16 protein-coding genes and 13 tRNA genes are annotated in these 15,432 nt (G+C 72.0%); 3 read left to right on the top strand and 26 right to left on the bottom strand.

All coding sequences use genetic code 11. From position 1 onward, the window contains the following. Window positions 1-11: 11 nt before the first annotated feature. The 21 genes from OHA72_RS28355 to OHA72_RS28255 all read right to left on the bottom strand — a co-directional run bounded on the left by OHA72_RS28355 (window position 12) and on the right by OHA72_RS28255 (window position 9,292). A complete protein-coding gene (locus tag OHA72_RS28355; RefSeq protein WP_327010830.1) occupies window positions 12-1,502 on the bottom strand; it encodes an LLM class flavin-dependent oxidoreductase in 1,491 nt (496 codons plus the stop codon). A gap of 33 nt (window positions 1,503-1,535) precedes the next feature. Continuing rightward, window positions 1,536-2,597, bottom strand: coding sequence for an Hsp70 family protein (locus OHA72_RS28350; protein ID WP_327010829.1), 1,062 nt, complete (start codon window positions 2,595-2,597; stop codon window positions 1,536-1,538). 283 nt (window positions 2,598-2,880) lie between these two features. Next, window positions 2,881-4,431: a M4 family metallopeptidase gene (locus tag OHA72_RS28345; RefSeq protein ID WP_442788748.1), complete on the bottom strand. Its 1,551-nt coding sequence runs from the start codon at window positions 4,429-4,431 to the stop codon at window positions 2,881-2,883. 127 nt (window positions 4,432-4,558) lie between these two features. Beyond that, a complete protein-coding gene (locus OHA72_RS28340) occupies window positions 4,559-4,966 on the bottom strand; it encodes a DUF1801 domain-containing protein (protein WP_327010827.1) in 408 nt (135 codons plus the stop codon). 9 nt (window positions 4,967-4,975) lie between these two features. Further along, entirely contained in the window at window positions 4,976-6,184 is a 1,209-nt protein-coding gene (locus OHA72_RS28335; RefSeq protein WP_327010826.1) for an RNA polymerase sigma factor, read from the bottom strand. Window positions 6,185-6,188: 4 nt separating this feature from the next. After that, entirely contained in the window at window positions 6,189-6,605 is a 417-nt protein-coding gene (locus OHA72_RS28330) for a YciI family protein (RefSeq protein WP_327010825.1), read from the bottom strand. A gap of 158 nt (window positions 6,606-6,763) precedes the next feature. Continuing rightward, window positions 6,764-6,834 (bottom strand) — tRNA-Cys (locus OHA72_RS28325). A 40-nt stretch (window positions 6,835-6,874) separates the two neighbouring features. Next, window positions 6,875-6,947: transfer RNA gene (locus OHA72_RS28320), tRNA-Arg, on the bottom strand. Between the two features lie 12 nt (window positions 6,948-6,959). Next, window positions 6,960-7,043 (bottom strand) — tRNA-Tyr (locus OHA72_RS28315). Window positions 7,044-7,058: 15 nt separating this feature from the next. Next, window positions 7,059-7,131 (bottom strand) — tRNA-Asn (locus tag OHA72_RS28310). A gap of 13 nt (window positions 7,132-7,144) precedes the next feature. Then, window positions 7,145-7,220, bottom strand: a tRNA-Glu gene (locus OHA72_RS28305). A 7-nt stretch (window positions 7,221-7,227) separates the two neighbouring features. Next, window positions 7,228-7,300 (bottom strand) — tRNA-Met (locus OHA72_RS28300). A 1-nt stretch (window position 7,301) separates the two neighbouring features. Beyond that, window positions 7,302-7,374: transfer RNA gene (locus OHA72_RS28295), tRNA-Lys, on the bottom strand. Window positions 7,375-7,385: 11 nt separating this feature from the next. After that, a tRNA-Arg gene (locus OHA72_RS28290) sits at window positions 7,386-7,458 on the bottom strand. Between the two features lie 10 nt (window positions 7,459-7,468). Further along, window positions 7,469-7,541: transfer RNA gene (locus OHA72_RS28285), tRNA-Leu, on the bottom strand. Window positions 7,542-7,565: 24 nt separating this feature from the next. After that, a tRNA-Gln gene (locus OHA72_RS28280) sits at window positions 7,566-7,638 on the bottom strand. Between the two features lie 42 nt (window positions 7,639-7,680). After that, a tRNA-Gly gene (locus OHA72_RS28275) sits at window positions 7,681-7,755 on the bottom strand. A gap of 90 nt (window positions 7,756-7,845) precedes the next feature. Then, window positions 7,846-7,920 (bottom strand) — tRNA-Gly (locus OHA72_RS28270). A 113-nt stretch (window positions 7,921-8,033) separates the two neighbouring features. Continuing rightward, window positions 8,034-8,107, bottom strand: a tRNA-Glu gene (locus tag OHA72_RS28265). A gap of 358 nt (window positions 8,108-8,465) precedes the next feature. Next, on the bottom strand, window positions 8,466-8,639 hold the full coding sequence (locus tag OHA72_RS28260) for a response regulator transcription factor (protein ID WP_327010824.1): 174 nt from the start codon (window positions 8,637-8,639) through the stop codon (window positions 8,466-8,468). Window positions 8,640-8,719: 80 nt separating this feature from the next. Next, the gene (locus OHA72_RS28255) at window positions 8,720-9,292 is read right to left on the bottom strand and encodes a histidine phosphatase family protein (protein WP_327010823.1); all 573 of its coding nucleotides are present in this window, start codon (window positions 9,290-9,292) and stop codon (window positions 8,720-8,722) included. A 37-nt stretch (window positions 9,293-9,329) separates the two neighbouring features. Between OHA72_RS28255 and OHA72_RS28250 the strand changes: the two genes are divergently transcribed. After that, window positions 9,330-10,019 carry a haloacid dehalogenase-like hydrolase gene (locus tag OHA72_RS28250; RefSeq protein WP_327010822.1) on the top strand — a complete coding sequence of 230 codons (690 nt, stop codon included), beginning with the start codon at window positions 9,330-9,332 and terminating at the stop codon, window positions 10,017-10,019. On the opposite strand, the gene OHA72_RS28245 is transcribed toward OHA72_RS28250, so the two are convergent. Genes OHA72_RS28245 through OHA72_RS28235 form a run of 3 tightly spaced genes read right to left on the bottom strand, consistent with a single transcriptional unit; the run spans window position 10,016 to window position 12,721 of the window. Then, a complete protein-coding gene (locus OHA72_RS28245) occupies window positions 10,016-10,456 on the bottom strand; it encodes an Lrp/AsnC family transcriptional regulator (RefSeq protein ID WP_327010821.1) in 441 nt (146 codons plus the stop codon). The two genes, OHA72_RS28250 and OHA72_RS28245, sit on opposite strands and share 4 nt — an antisense overlap. A gap of 46 nt (window positions 10,457-10,502) precedes the next feature. After that, window positions 10,503-11,621, bottom strand: coding sequence for an acyl-CoA dehydrogenase family protein (locus tag OHA72_RS28240; protein ID WP_327011681.1), 1,119 nt, complete (start codon window positions 11,619-11,621; stop codon window positions 10,503-10,505). Window positions 11,622-11,626: 5 nt separating this feature from the next. After that, the gene (locus OHA72_RS28235; protein ID WP_327010820.1) at window positions 11,627-12,721 is read right to left on the bottom strand and encodes a M24 family metallopeptidase; all 1,095 of its coding nucleotides are present in this window, start codon (window positions 12,719-12,721) and stop codon (window positions 11,627-11,629) included. A gap of 170 nt (window positions 12,722-12,891) precedes the next feature. Here OHA72_RS28235 and OHA72_RS28230 point away from each other — a divergent pair, with 170 nt between their 5' ends. Continuing rightward, window positions 12,892-13,845 carry an anti-sigma factor RsbA family regulatory protein gene (locus OHA72_RS28230; RefSeq protein ID WP_327010819.1) on the top strand — a complete coding sequence of 318 codons (954 nt, stop codon included), beginning with the start codon at window positions 12,892-12,894 and terminating at the stop codon, window positions 13,843-13,845. A 27-nt stretch (window positions 13,846-13,872) separates the two neighbouring features. After that, window positions 13,873-14,784: a 5'-3' exonuclease gene (locus OHA72_RS28225; RefSeq protein WP_327010818.1), complete on the top strand. Its 912-nt coding sequence runs from the start codon at window positions 13,873-13,875 to the stop codon at window positions 14,782-14,784. On the opposite strand, the gene OHA72_RS28220 is transcribed toward OHA72_RS28225, so the two are convergent. Next, window positions 14,781-15,239 carry an NADPH-dependent F420 reductase gene (locus OHA72_RS28220; protein ID WP_327010817.1) on the bottom strand — a complete coding sequence of 153 codons (459 nt, stop codon included), beginning with the start codon at window positions 15,237-15,239 and terminating at the stop codon, window positions 14,781-14,783. The two genes, OHA72_RS28225 and OHA72_RS28220, sit on opposite strands and share 4 nt — an antisense overlap. Then, window positions 15,200-15,418 (bottom strand): NAD(P)-binding domain-containing protein, encoded by a 219-nt coding sequence (locus tag OHA72_RS28215; protein WP_327010816.1) that lies wholly within the window; start codon window positions 15,416-15,418, stop codon window positions 15,200-15,202. The genes OHA72_RS28220 and OHA72_RS28215 overlap by 40 nt, the downstream gene beginning before the upstream one ends. Window positions 15,419-15,432 lie beyond the last annotated feature (14 nt).

Raw genomic sequence — 15,432 nt, 5'->3', positions numbered from 1 at the left:
GGAGCCGGGGATCACAGGATGCGCAGCCGGCCGAGGGGTTCGACGAGTTCGCGCTCCTCGTAGGCCAGGTGGGACAGCAGCGTGTCGGTGAGCAGGGCGACGGCCTCGCGGACGGCGGTGATGCCGTCCGGGTGCGAGACCATGGCCACGAGGGCGGCGTCGACGCGTTCGAGCACCTCGGCGATCACGTGGTGCTCGGCCTCGAGGCGGTCGACGACCGGGACGAGCCGCGGGTCGGCGGCGCGCAGGCGGGGGAAGAGGTTCACGTCCTCGATGGTGTGGTGCGTGGTGACGACCCGGCAGTAGCTCTCGCAGTAGGTGCCGAGGGTCCAGGCGTTCTGGCGCATCGTCATGGTGTTGATCATCGAGCGGGCGTCGCCGAGGTCGACGGCGCCGGCGGCGACCTGCTCGACGAGGTCGCGCAGCTGCTCCAGCTCCTGGCGGAGGTGGTTGTGCACGTCGACGAGGTGCTGGCCGGACGCGCGCTGCGCGGCGGTCAAGGGGGCCGCCGGGTCCGCTGCGGGGCCGGTCGGCCGTCGCGACTCGTCCCAGACCGTCACCGCACGCCGCTCGGCACCGGCGGGCACGGGCACGGCGGCCGGCGGCGGCGCGGGTTCGGTAGCCGTGCCCGAACGGGCGGCGGACACCAGCTCGCGCACCTGCGGCGCCACGTCCAGGGCGAACCGCCGCAGGTCGCTGTCGCCGCCGGCCTGGACCATGAGGATGAAGGTGCTCATCCCCTCGTTCAGGACCAGGTCGGCCAGTTGCGACGCCCACAGCTTCGGCGGTCCGGACAGGGGTGCCTGGCCGGGGACCACGTTGTACAGCCGCCGGACGTCGCCCGGGTCGCGGCCGGCGGCGCGGGCCGCCTCGTCGATGTGGCGGTTGCTGTCGGCGAGCTGCGGCGGGGGCACGTACGGCGCGCTGGGCAGCCAGCCGTCGGCGACGCGGCCGACGAGCCGGAGCATCCGGGGCTTGAGCGCGCCGATCCAGATGCCGATCGGGTGGGCGGCGGGCGGTCCGGGGTGGGCGCCGCGCAGCCGGTAGTGGGTGCCGTCGACGCGGGCGCTGCGCTCGGTGCTCCACAGGGCGCGGATGACCTGTACCGCCTCCTCGAGAGCCTCCACGGAGGCGCCGGGGGTGAGGACGTCGCCGCCCATGCCGGCGATCGCGTCCCAGTAGGCGCCGGCGCCGAGGCCGAGCTCGACCCGGCCGCCGGTGAGCACGTCGAGGCTGGCCGCGGCCCTGGCCAGGACGGCGGGCGGGCGCAGCGGTAGGTTGGCGACGTTCGGAAACACCGACAGCGTGCTGGTCTGCGCCGCGATGACGGACAGCAGCGTCCACGCGTCCAGGAACCGCGCCTGGTATGGGTGGTCCTGGACGCTGGCAAGGTCCAGGCCGAGCTCCTCGGTGAGCACGGCGAGCCGGACCGTCTCACCGGCGGTCGCGGCCTCCGCCGGCAGGAACGTCCCGAAGCGCAACTCGTGGCCATAGTCGGTCATGCAGATATTCTGCCACACAGACGATATGTGCTGTCAGCGATGCAGGTCACGCACCGCCCTGGTACCCCACACACCGGCGGCGGCGGCGGTGAGCGCGGCCGTCACGGCCATGCCGGTGGAAAGCGCCGGGTCGACGTAGCCGTTCGCGGCGTCGAAGGAGGTGCCGGCTGCGAACACCAGCAGTCCGATGACAGGGAGCACGACCACCGCGTCCACGATCCACCTGCCGGACCAGCGCCGGCGGGCGAGCCGATACGCCAGCACGATCGCAGACGGCGCCGTGAAGAACGCGAGAACCAGGATGTCGTTGTCCGGTCCGCCGACGAGAGGGGCGAGGAGACCAGTGAGCGCCGTCACCAGCACCACGGCGGCGAGGAGCCACACACCGGCTGATTCCGCGCGGCCTCGGGCGGCAGGGGGCAGGCGACGGAACAGCCGGCCGGACTCCGCGACGGGACCGAGCACCACGTGGGCGTCCTGCGGCCACAACGGCTCGGTCACCGGCGGCGGGGCCAGGGCGGGCTCAGGCGCGGCAACCGGCGCCGTGACCAGCGGCGCCGACGGCGGCGCACTCGGCGGGGCCAACGGTGGCGCACTCGGCGGGGCCGACGGTGGCGCACTCGGCGGCGCCGTTCCCGGGGCAGGTGCGGCAACGGCGGGAGCGGCCGTCACCGCCGGCAGGCCGGCCGCCGCGGCGGCGTCGACCAGCAGCCCGCGCCGGTGGCCGCCCCAGCCGGCCGGATGCGTCAGCACGACCCGTGCGGGCGCGGCGCCCAGCACCCGCTCCGCCTCGGCCCGCACCCGGCCCAGGACGGCCGCGACGGCATCGACGACCGGAAGCTCCGCCGAGCCGAGCAGCAGGGCGGTCTCGTCGATGCGGCGCTTCGGGTTCGGCTCGTACGCCGCCGGGTCGAGCCGGGCGCTGCGCTGCGCGTCCCGCCCGACGAGCAGCCGCCCGTCGGACTCGGCGAACACACCCGACGGCAGCAGCGGCGACGCGTCGAACAGCAGCGTGTCCAACCGCTCCCGCTGCAGCACCGCGACGGTGTGCGACGTACCGAAGTCGACCCCGAGCGTCGCACCGCCACCGTCCATGCGCGTACGGTACCGGTGATCATCTGCGGTACCGCCCCGACGGACGGGCGGAATCGGCTACCCGATCGAACGGCCACCCACGGGATGATCCGGCCGCGCACCTGCCCGGGCTCCGCGTCGCTGGAACAGCCTGCGGGCGGGTGGCGTCGCTGCCGGCGACGTTGCACCGCGGCGCCGCACGGACGGGCGGAATCGGCTCCCCGGGCCGAACGCCCACACACATGGCCCGGACACGCATTGCCCGGCCATACGTGTGGCCGGGCAATGCGTCACTGGAGCAAGGTCACGGGCAGGCGGCGTCGCTGCCGGCGACGTTCACCGCGGTCCACGCGGCCCTGACCGCCTTGTACTCGGTCGAGCAGTTGCCGTACAGGTCGGACGCCGCGCGCAGCGAGTACGCGCGGGCGGTGTTGCCCGGGTTGGCGGTGTTGACGTAGGAGGTGTTGGACGTGAAGTACAGGTTCACGGCACGGAACCAGATCAGCTCCGCCTTGGACCGGCCGATGCCGACCACCGCGGGCGCGGAGCCGCACACCGGCGACGTGCCGAAGGAGGTGCTGCCGGTGCCGTTGGCGAGGTTGAAGAAGAAGTGGTTGGCCACGCCCGAGGAGTAGTGCACGTCGACGTTCTTCGTGCTGGAGGACCAGCAGCTGTGCGACGAGCCGTCCAGGGAGGGGTTGTACATGTAGCGCAGCGGCGTCCCGTTGCCCCGAATGTTGATCTTCTCGCCGATCTGGTAGTCGCCCGGGTCGCTGGCGGTGTTGGCGTAGAACTCGACCATCGAGCCGAAGATGTCGCTGGTCGCCTCGTTGAGCCCGCCGGACTCGCCGGAATACGTGAGGCCGCCGGAGACGATGTTGGCGGTGACGCCGTGGCTCATCTCGTGGCCGGCGACGTCGAGGGAGACCAGGGGCCGCGCGTTGCCGGAGCCGTCGCCGTAGGTCATGCGGCTGCCGTCCCAGAACGCGTTGACGTAGGCGTTGCCGTAATGCACGCGGCTCGGCACGCCGGCACCGTTGCCGAAGATGCCGTTGCGGCCGTGGACGTTCTTGAAGTAGTCGAACGTCTTTGCCGCGCCGAAGTAGGCGTCCGCGCCGGCGGACTGCCGGTTGCCGTTGGCGTTGGTGCCCCACGTGTTGTCGGCGTCGGTGAAGACGGTGCACGTGCCGGAGGTCCGGTTGTTCATGTCGCAGGCGGTGTTGTTGCCGTGCGAGGGGTCGCTCATCCGGTAGGTGCCGCTGCTGAGCGTCGTGTCGATGCTGACGTTGCCGGAGTAGATGGTCCTGCCGGTGCCGGCGACCGTCTCGATCTCGTCCCAGGAGCCGAGGACCGCGTTGCTGGTCGCATCGGTGACGACGTGCAGCACGGACGGGGTCTGCCCGTCGGGCGCCCAGCCCTCGACCACGCTCTCCCAGGCGAGGCGGCCGGTGCCGCTGGAGGCGTCGACCATGAGCTGCGGCGAGCGGGTGGCGGTCACCTGGCCGGCGAAGGCCGCCTTCGCGGCGCGCTGCGCGGTGACGGCCGCGACGGCCGGGGCGACGCTGAGCTGCAGCGGCGCGTCGAGGCTGTTGGAGGTGCCCGCGTAGCCGCCACTGCTGTCGGTGTGCACGACGACGTCGCCGCCATACACGCGCAGGCCGTGATACGTGCGGGTGTAGCGCACGTGGGCCGCGCCGGTCGCGTCGACCTCGGTGCGGTAGACCTGGAACGCGTCGCCGCCCGCGACCTTCGCGTCCGCGGCGTGCAGCCGCAGCGCCCGGTCGGCGACGGTGACCGCACTGCCCGACACCTCGACGGTGGGTCCCGCGAACGCGGCGGTCGCCGTCGCAGGCATGACGAGCGCGGCGCCGATCAGCGCCGCGATGCTTTTTCTCACTGGCCCTCCCTGACTGGGTCCATCCGTGGCGGGTAACGCCACGCATCGACGTATATCAGGGTATGAATGTCTGGTGAACCCCTTGTTACAAGGTCATGCGGAACGAGCGGCCGACGAGCTCGCGCAGGACGGCGTCGTCGGCGTCACCGACCCGCTTCAGATACAGGCAGCCCTTGCTGGTCGTGTGCGGGCCTAACCGGTCCAGCAGATCCTGATAGGCGTCCAGGCCGCCGTTGAGATACAGCACGGTCTGCGCCTTGCGGGGCGAGAAGCTGACCGCGGGGACGTCGCCCTCCCTGCCGGACTCGTAGCGGTAGTGCCGGGACCCGAAACCGATGATCGCCCGCCCCCACAGGACCGCGGGCTGCCCGGTGACGGCGCCCATGAGCTCGACGAGATGCCGGGCGTCGGCGCGGCGCCGCTCGTCGGTGACCCCGTCGACGAATGCGCCGACGTCGCCGTCGCCCGGCGTGGTGATGTTCGTGTCAGCCATGCACACACGCTACGACGGGGGTACGACAATTCCGCCGTTGAGCCGGGCCGCCCGCATCGTCAGGTACCGGCGCTCCGGCGTGCTCGCCGTGCGGGCCGCCGCGGCCCGGTAGTGCACGACCGCGGCCTGCGCGTCACCGGCCAGCTCGCACAGGTGCCCGCGGACCGCGTCGTGCCGGTGACCCGCGCCGAGCCGGTCGTCGAGGGCGTCGAGCAGGCGCAGCCCCTCCGCCGGGCCGTGCACCATCGCCGCCGCGACCGCCCGGTTCAGTGCGACGACGGGGCTACCAGTCATGCGTTCGAGCAGCCCGTACAGGGCGAGGATCTGCGGCCAGTCGGTGTCCTGCACGCCGGCGGCCCGGTCGTGCAGGGCGGCGATCGCGGCCTGCAGCTGGTACGGCCCGACGGCCCCGGCACTGAACGCCGCGTCCAGCACGGCGGTGCCCTCCCTGATCAGCGGCCGCAGCCACCGCCCGCGGTCCTGCTCGGCGAGTGGCACCAGGTCGCCGTCGTCGTCGACGCGGGCCGGCCGGCGGGCGTCGGTGAGCAGCATCAACGCCAGCAGCCCGGCGACCTCGCCGTCGCCGGGCAGCAGCGCGTGCAGCATCCGGGCCAGCCGGATCGCCTCACCGGACAGGTCGACGCGGACGAGCGGGCCGGAGCTGCCGGCGTACCCCTCGTTGAAGATCAGATACAGCACGTGCAGCACGGAGCGCAGCCGGTCGGCCCACTCCGGGCGCTCCGGCATCCGGAACGGCGCCTCCAGGGTGCGGATCCGCTGCTTCGCGCGGCTGATCCGCTGACCCATCGTCGCCTCCGGCACCAGGAACGCCCTGGCGATCTCGCCGGTGGTCAGCCCGCCGACCGCCCGCAACGTCAACGCGATCGCGGACGCCTCCCCCAGCCCCGGATGGCAGCACAGGAACAGCACCATCAGGGTGTCGTCCTCGTCGTACACCACCGGCGGCGGCTCCATCGGGAGCGTCTCCCGTCGTCGCCTCGCCCGATCGGCGCGCCGCTGGTCGAGCAGCTTGCGCGACCCCGTCTGGATCAGCCAGCCCCGCGGGTTGTCCGGGACCGCGTCCCAGTGCGTGGCGGCGGCGAGCAGCGCCTCCTGGGTGGCGTCCTCGGCGTCGCAGAAGTCACCGAACCGGCGGGCGAGCACACCGAGGACCTGCGGCGCCAGCTCGCGCAGCAGATCCTCGACCCGGTCGGCCACCGGCTCAGACCTCGGAGGTCAGCAGCTCGAAGTCGGCCGCGTCCATGACCCGGCGGACCCAGATCGGCTGCTGCTGCGGGACCCCACCGGCAGCGGGCACCTGGGAGATCTTCGCGGCGATCGCGATCGCCCTGGCCTCGGAGTCGACGTCGACCAGCTGGAACCCGGCCAGCATCTCCTTGAACTCGGCGAACGGCCCGTCGGTGACGACCGGCGCGCCGACCCCGTCGGACGTGACCACCTTCGCGTGCTCCGGCCCGGTCAGCGCGTGCTGGTCCACGAGCTCGCCGCTGTCGAGCAGCTCCTGCCGCAGCGCCGCGTAGTAGTCCATGTGCGCCCTGATCTCCTCCGGCGCCCACTGCTCCATCGGCGTGTCCACGACACCACCGTTGTAGTCCACGATCAGCAGGTACTTCGCCATCCCCCGTCTCCTCACGTCACGCTGCGCACCGGCGGGCGCAGTCACCATGGGAACGGAGCCGGCCCGGCGTTTTCGACACGCCCAGCACAACGATCTTCGCACCGACCACGCCGGCGTGGTCGGTGCGAAGCTGCTCCACAGTGGATGACGTGTGCTTGAGGCCGAAGCCGGACTCGAACCGGCGTATACCGCTTTGCAGGCGGGCCCCTTGCCTCTCGGGCATTCGACCGGGCCGATCACAAGGCTGATCACAAGGCTGATCACGAGCGTGCCCTCGGCTGGACTCGAACCAGCGACCGTCAGGTTCGGAACCTGGTGCTCTCTCCACTGAGCTACGAAGGCGTGTGACGTGCGTGCGGGTGGAGGGAATCGAACCCCCTGAGCGCGATGGCACCTGGGTTACAGCCAAGCCCGACTCTCCGACGTCGGCGCACCCGCATGATGGTGGTGTTGCTCCGGCGCCCGGATTCGAACCGGGACCTGGACGGTTAACAGCCGTGTGCCCTGCCAGTTGGGCGACGCCGGATCGGCTCTCTGCGTAGCGCGGACGGGCCTCGAACCCGCACAGTGTCCCGGGTGAAAGCCGGGCGACTCTCCCAATTCGTCCACCGCGCCATCGTTACGGGGGTGGGATTCGAACCCACGATCTTCGGCTTATGAGACCGATGAGGACGACCGAACTCCTCTACCCCGTTGTGCGCCGCCGGGGACTCGAACCCCGAACACGCTGATTAAGAGTCAGCAGCTCTACCAGTTGAGCTAGCGGCACATGTACCTACGTGTCCTCGGCTGGACTCGAACCAGCGACCTTCAGGTCCGCAACCTGGCGCTCTCTCCACTGAGCTACGAAGACGTGCTGTGCGTGCCCTCGGCGCGATTCGAACGCGCACCTACGACGACCTCAACGCCGTGCCTCTACCTTTGGACCACGAGGGCGTGGCCGCCCCTGCCGGGGCCGCGCTGCAGGCGGAGGATTCGAACCCCCAATGTCCGGTTCAGAGCCGGATGTGTTGCCGGGTTACACCAGCCTGCAAGGGCCCGGGCGGGGTGATGGCCCACCCGGGCGGAAGAACGGAGCGGCAACCGGGATTCGAACCCGGGACCTTCGCCATGGCAAGGCGACGCTCTGACCTGACTGAGCTACAACCGCATGGACATTCCTTGAGCACTGCCTGGACGTGCGGGGGGTGGAGCGGGACGCTGACAGTCCCCCCGGCACTGTCGGCGCCCCGGCACCCGGAGCGGTAGCGGGGACTCGAACCCCGTCAACGGTCTGCTTGGAAGGCAGGTGTCCTACCTGTTGGACGACTACCGCGCGCAGATGACCACACTTCGCGATCGCGAACTCCCCCGTCGGCAGTTGCGACCCGCATCCCGATCGTTGAAACGTCCGGCTCACCCCCGTCGCACAGGTGCACGACAGGTTCGTCGCCCGTCCGGGGGTTGAACCCGGTCTGCCGGATTGAGAGTCCGGTGGTCTACCTTCCTCAGCCTCACGGGCGATAAATTGCACGTCATATAGACGTGCGTCATCCACTCTGGAGTTTTCAAAGAACAGCATTCAACCGCCGAGGAGGGGCAAAGAAAAACCGCCCGGTTCCCGGTTCGGGAAGGGCGGTGGGTGCGCTGCCAGCGGGACGCTAGCCGCTCCACCTGCCCTGGTGCTCCAGAAGTCGCTCAAGACGACATCCGCGATAGCCGAGGAAACCGCCCTCGAGCACGGCTTCCCCGCCGCCGAGCGGCTGGCGCCGCTGCGGTGCATTCGAGGGGAGCCGCTTCATGGCCTGTCTCCTGTCGCTTCGTGTTTCATCCGGTGTTGTTGAATACGATAGGCCGCGTCCGCGACGACGACAACCCTATTTATCGAATTCTCATGAGGCCGCTTTGATAGGCGATGACGACGGCCTGGGCGCGGTCGCGGGCGTCGACCTTCGCGAGGATGCGTTTCACGTGGGTCTTGGCGGTGGACTCGGCGATGCCGAGCAGGTCGGCGAGCTCCGCGTTGTTGTGGCCCTCGCCGATGAGCCGCAGCACCTCCAGCTCGCGGCCGCTCAGCCGGGCCAGTCCGGGGTCAGGCGGGGCGGCGGCCGTACCCCCGCGGGGGTACCGGGTCCTCAGTGGACGGTCGCGTTCCAGGTCCGGATCGACTGGCGGTCGTGCTCGTGGCCGAGGATCGACACGGTCGCGGTGTCCAGGTTGAGCCGCGCGCCGAACGTGACCGGCTCGCCGATCCACCGCGCGGCGAGGGCCCGCGACGCGTGGCCGTGGCTGACGACGGCGACGTCGCCGAGGACGAGCATCGGCGCGACCCTGGCCAGGAACCGGTCGAGCCGGTCCGTGACGTGCTGCGGGGACTCGCCGTCGGGGCAGCCGTCGGTCCACAGGTCCCAGTCGGGTTGCTCGGCCCGGATCTCGGCCGTGGTGAGCCCTTCGTAGGTCCCGTAGTCCCACTCGGCGATGTCGGCGTCGACCGTGGTGACGGTGAGGCCGGCGAGCTCGGCGGTGCGCAGGGCCCGCTTGCGGGGGCTGCTGATGACGGCGACGAACCCCGCCGTCACGAACGCGCGGCTCAGCGCGAGGGCCCGCTCCTCACCCTCCTGGGTGAGGTCGAGATCGGTCCTGGAGGTGTGGCGCCCATTGGCGCTCCACTCGGTCTGGCCGTGCCGCACCACCACGATGTCGCCCATCCGCCTCATTCTGCCTCGTTTCGCTACAGTGCGTCTCGTGGACGAGGTTCTGGTGCTCTGGGATGTTGACCATACACTCGTCGACGTCGATGGGCTCGGTCGTGAGGCGTACGATCTGGCGTTCCTGCGCCGGTTCGGCCGGCCGATCGTGCACCAGCCGCCGATGGCCGGGCGCACCGACCGGGCGATCGCCCACGACGTGCTGCACCTCAACGGCGCGCCGGCCGGTGAGGAGCAGCTGGAGGCGTTGCGGGCCGCGGCGGAGACCGCGTTCGACGAGCTGGCGCACCTGCTGCCGGTGCGGGGCCGGGCGCTGCCGGGTGCCCTGGACGCGCTCACCTCCGTGGCCGGGGTGCAGTCGGTGCTGACCGGCAACCTGCGGCGGATCGCGGAGGTGAAGCTCGGGCCGTTCGGCCTGGTCGAGCACCTGGACCTGGACGCGGGCGCCTACGGCTGGAGCCACGCCGTGCGGGCGAACCTGGTGGACATCGCCAGAGGCGCGGCGCGGCAGCGGTACGAGCGGTCGTTCGAGGGCCGGCGGACGGTCCTGGTCGGTGACACGCCCCTGGACGTCGAGGCGGCGCTGCTGACGGGTGCGGGCGTGGTGGCGGTGGCGACGGGCCGCTACTCGGTCGCCGTGCTGGAGCAGGCCGGGGCGCACGTGGTCCTGCCGGACCTGTCCGACACCGCCGGCGTCGTCGAGGCCGTCGCCCGCGCCGCGGCCTAGATCTTGGGTGACCGGTTCTCGTAGGGCGTGGACAGCACGACCGTGGTGCGGGTGATGACGTTGGCGGCGGTGCGGATCTCCTGCAGCAGCCGCTCCAGCGCCAGGGGGCTCTCGACCCTGACGAGCAGCAGGTAGAAGTCGTCGCCGGCGACGGAGTAGCACGACTCGATCTGCGGCAGCTTCGCCAGCCGGTCGGGCGCGTCGTCGGGCTGCGACGGGTCGATGGGCCGGATCGCCACGAACGCCGTCAGCGGCAACCCGATCGCGTCGTGGTCGAGCCGTGCGGCGTAGCCCTTGATGACGCCGCGCTGCTCGAGGCGGCGCACCCGCTGGTGCACCGCCGACACCGACAGCCCGACCCGCTCGGCGAGGTCGGTGTATGACAGGCGTCCGTCGACGGCCAGGGCCGCCACGATCGCGCGATCGGTCTCTTCCACGGCTGGAACCCTAACCTGCCCGGCAACTTCGTCGCAGGCGTGATCCTCAGAGCGATCGGGCGATCACGAGGCGTTGGATCTGGTTGGTGCCTTCGAAGATCTGCAGGACCTTGGCCTCGCGCATGTACCGCTCCACGGGGTGGTCGGCCACGTAACCGGCGCCGCCGAGGACCTGGACGGCGTCGGTGGTGACCCGCATCGCGGTGTCGGTGCAGAACAGCTTCGCCTTGGCCGCCTCGGCGCTGTGCGGGCGGCCGGCGTCGCGGAGCCGGGCGGCGGACAGGTACAGGGCCCGCGCGGCGGCGATCTGGGTGGCCATGTCGGCGAGCATGAAGCCGACGCCCTGGAACTCCAGGATCGGCCGGCCGAACTGGGCGCGGTCCTTGGCGTACTGCACGGCGTAGTCGAGCGCGGACTGGGCGAGGCCGACGGCGCAGGCGGCGATGCCGAGCCGGCCGCCGTCCAGGGCGCTCATCGCGATCTTGAATCCGCCGCCGGCCTCGCCGAGGAGCCGGTCGGCGGGGGCGTGCGCGCCGTCCAGGACGATCTGCGCCACGGTGGAGGAGCGCAGGCCCATGGTCCGCTCGGGTGCCTGTGGCAGCAGCCCGGGGGTGCCGGCGTCCATCAGGAGGCACGAGATGCCCTCCGGGGTGCGGCAGAACACGTTGTAGAAGTCCGCCTTGCCGGCGTGGGTGATCCAGGCCTTGGTGCCGCTGACGGTGTAGCCGTCGCCGGCAGGCTCCGCCCGGGTGGTGAGCGACGCGGCGTCGGAGCCGCTCTGCGGCTCCGACAGGCAGTAGGCGCCGAGCAGTTCCCCGCCGAGCATGTCGGGCAGGTGCCGCTTGCGCTGTGTCTCGGTGCCGAACGCGGCGGTCGGGTAGCAGGCGAGGCTGTGCACGGAGACGCCCTCGGCGACGGCGAGCCAGCGACCGGCGAGCTCCTCGAGGACCTGCAGGTAGACCTCGTACGGCTGGCCGCCGCCGCCGTGCTCGACGTCGAACGGCAGGCCGAGCAGCCCGGCGCGGCCGAGCAGCCGGAACAGCTCGCGGGGGAACTGGGCGCGGGCCTCGAAGTCGTCGACGCGGGGCGCCAGCTCGCCGTCGGCGATCTCGCGGACCAGGCCGATGAGGTCGGCGGCCTCCTCGGTCGGCAGGACCCGCTCCACGCGGTTCACAGGATCACCAGCTCGGTCGGCACGGTGTTGAGCCGGTCGACGCCGCCGGGCGTGCACACGACGATGTCCTCGATGCGGGCGCCGTGGCGGCCGGCGAGGTAGATGCCGGGCTCGATCGAGAACGCCATGCCCGCTTCGAGGAGGGTGTCGTTGCCGGCGACGATGTACGGCTCCTCGTGCCCGTCCAGGCCGATGCCGTGGCCGGTGCGGTGCAGGAACGCCTCGCCGTAGCCGGCGGCGGCGATCAGGTCGCGGGCGACGGCGTCGACGGACGCGGCGGTGACGCCCGGCCGCACGGCGGCGACGGCGGCGCGCTGTGCCTCGAACAGCACCTGGTAGTAGTCGGCGAACTCGGCGGGCGGCTCGCCGACGCAGTAGGTGCGGGTCGAGTCGGAGCAGTAGCCGTCGGGCATCCGGCCGCCGATGTCGACGACGACGGGCTCGCCGGCACCGATGACCCGGTCGGAGGTGCCGTGGTGCGGGCTGGCGCCGTTGGGGCCGGCGGCGACGATGGTGAACTCGACGGTTGCGTGCCCGGCGGCACGGATCGCGGCGGCGATGTCGGCGGCGACCTCGTTCTCGGTGCGCCCGGCCCGCAGCCACTGCCCCATCTGGGCGTGCACGGCGTCGATGGCCTGCCCGGCGCGGCGCAGCGCCTCGACCTCGTCGGGTGACTTGCGCACGCGCAGCGCGGCCAGGACGGCGCCGGCAAGGCGCTGTTCGGCGCCGGGCAGCGCGGCGCGCAGCGCGAGGACCTGCTCGGCCCACATCCGGTTGCCGAGCCCGACGGTCTCGGGCTTGCCGGCCAGCGCGGCGCTGACGAGGTCGTAGGGGTCTGAGCCGTCGGCGTGATCGACGATCCGCACGCCGCGCGGATCGGCGGCCTCGGCGGCGGGCCGCTCCAGGCGCGGCACGATCAGGGTCGGCTCGCCGTCGGCGGGCAGCACGAGCAGCGTGAGCCGCTCCAGTGCGTGCGCGTCGTAACCTGTGAGATACTGCAGGTCAGCGCTGGGCGGGATGAGCAGCGCGTCGAGCCCGGCCGCGGTGGCGGCGAGCTGCGCGGCACGGAGTCGCTGTTCCTTCTGGGACACGTGAGCAAGCTTAACGTTCGTTTGGGTCTTGAGTCGACCGCGTGGCGTCGATACCAACGGACAGGGTGTCGGCCGACCCGGCGTGGCGTGGCGTGGCGTAGTCTGCAAGCGGAGCTTGAGTAAAGGCCAGGACCCGAGCTGTTTCCGAATCGAGATGAGCAGCGCATCTCATGAGCGCCCGCAGCGACTCCACGCCCGGCGGCCGGCCCGACGAGCCGTTCGTCCATGAGGCGTTGCTTTATCACGACCATGCCACGTATCTCGATGGCACGATGAACTTCATCTATGAGGGCGTCGCCCTCGGTGAGCCCGTCGCCGTCGCCGCGCCGCCCGCCAACGTGCGCCTGATCCGGGAGCGCCTCGGCGCGTTCGCCGAGGTCGTCACGTTTCACGACATGACCGAGGCGGGCCGCAACCCGGGCCGGATCATCCCGTGGGTGCTGTCGAGGTTCATGGACGCGCACCCCGGCCGCCGGGTCCGCATCATCGGCGAGCCGATCTGGAAGGGCCGTTCCGAGGACGAGTATCCCGCCTGCGTCCAGCACGAGGCGATGATCAACGTGGCGTTCACGGGCCGTGAGGCGGCGATCCTGTGCCCCTACGACACCAGCCTTCTTGAGCCGCACATGGTCAAGGACTCCTACGCGACCCACCCGATCGTGGTCGACGCCAACGGCAAGGCGGCCAGCGACGGCTACGACCCGTACGGCGTCACCGACGTCTACAACGTGCCGCTGTCCGAGCCGCCGTTCGGCGCGACCACGCTGCGCTTCGAGGTCGGCGACCTGGTCAAGGTCCGCCGCACCGTCGTCGAGCTCGGCCTCGATGCGGACCTGCCGCCGGACCGCATCAGCGACCTGCAGAGCGCGGTCAACGAGCTGGCGACCAACAGCATCATGCACGCCGGCGGCTCCGGCACGCTGCGCACCTGGCGCGACGACGCGCGGGTGGTCTGCGAGGTCCGCGACTTCGGCAGCCTCACCGACGTGATGGCCGGCCGGCTGCGCCCCGCCGACGGCAGTGGCGACGGGCGCGGGCTGGTCATGGTGCACTTCCTCGCCGACCTGGTCCAGCGGCACACCAGCCAGACCGGCACCACGACCCGCGTGCACGTGCTGCGCTAGATCGCTGGTTCATGGCAGGCTGGCCGGGTGGCCCGTCCCCTGTTGCTCATCGACTCCGCCAGCCTCTATTTCCGCGCCTTCTTCGGTGTACCCGAGAAGGCCGCCCTCGCCCCGGACGGCACCCCCGTCAACGCGGTGCGCGGGTTCCTCGACATGCTGTCGACCCTGGTGCGCGGCCGCGGCCCCGACCGGCTGGTCTGCGCGCTCGACGAAAGCTGGCGCCCGGCGTGGCGGGTGGCGCTGCTGCCGTCGTACAAGGCGCACCGGCTCACCCCGGCCGGCGGCGAGGAGGTCCCCGACGCCTTGTCCGTCCAGGTCCCGATCATCCTGGAGTTCCTGGCGGCGCTGGGCATCACCGCCGTCGGCGCCCACGACTACGAGGCCGACGACGTCATCGGCACCCTCGCCACCCGCGAGCCCGGCCCGATCGAGGTGGCCACCGGCGACCGCGACCTGTTCCAGCTCATCGACGACGCCCGCGCGGTGACCGTGCTGTACTGCGGCCGCGGCGTCGCCAAGCTCGAGGTCCTCGACAACGCCGCCCTGCACGCCAAGTACGGGGTGCCGGCCGCCGGCTACGCCGACTTCGCGGCCCTGCGCGGCGACCCGTCCGACGGCCTGCCGGGCGTCGCCGGCGTCGGGGAGAAGACCGCGGCGCGGCTCGTCGACCGGTACGGCGACCTCGACGGGATCCTCGCCGCCCTCGACGACCCGGCGTCGGGCTTCGCCCCTGGCCTGCGCGCGAAGATCGTCGCCGGCCGCGAGTACCTGACCTCGGCCCGCGACGTGGTGGCGGTGGCGCGCACGATCCCGCTCGGCGACCTGGAGACGAAGCTGCCGGCCTCCCCCGCCGACCCGGACGCGCTGCTCGCCCTCGCCGAGCGCTGGGGCCTCGCCGGCGCCACGAAACGCATCGTGGACGCCCTGGCCGCTGCCTAAGCCTCCGCCGGCGCTGCTGCCGGCGCGGGGAACGCCCAGCGGGGCTCGGCGCCGGCGAACCACATGCCGATCGCCAGGGCCGCCGTCGCCTCCAGGTAGGTCGCGCGGGCCAGGCCGCCGCAGTGCGCCGGGGTGCAGCCGATCGAGGCGATCAGGTCGCGCACCGTCGCCACCGCGCCGGGATCGTCGCCGCAGAACGGCACGACGAGCGGGCGGTCCTCGTACACCGGCGGCCGCAGTGTCCAGATGCTCTCGTGGCACAGGTTGAACGCCTTCACCACATGCGCGGCGGGTGCGGCGCCGGCGAGCCGGTGGGCGACGGGCGCCGTCACCATGAGCCCGTCGCCGGTCGGTTGCAGCGGGTTGGTGCAGTCGACGACCGTCCCGCCGGCGAGATGCCCGGCGAGGGCGGCGGTCACCGCGACGGCCGCGCCGGCCGGCACCGCGACCAGCACGACGTCGCCGAAGCGCGCCGCATCCGCGAGGTGCCGTGCCCGGCCGCGCCGATCCGCTGCGCCACGGCGGCCGCCTTCGCCGGGTCACGCCCGCCGATCAGCACCTGGTGCGCCGCGCCGGCCCACGCGCCGCCGAGGGCCGCCGCCATGTTGCCCGTGCCAAGGATGCCGATGCGCATCGTCCCGCTCCCGT

It is taken from the genome of Dactylosporangium sp. NBC_01737 (assembly GCF_035963215.1).
Taxonomy (GTDB): Bacteria; Actinomycetota; Actinomycetes; order Mycobacteriales; family Micromonosporaceae; genus Dactylosporangium.
This window is presented reverse-complemented; position numbering and strand designations above follow the sequence as displayed.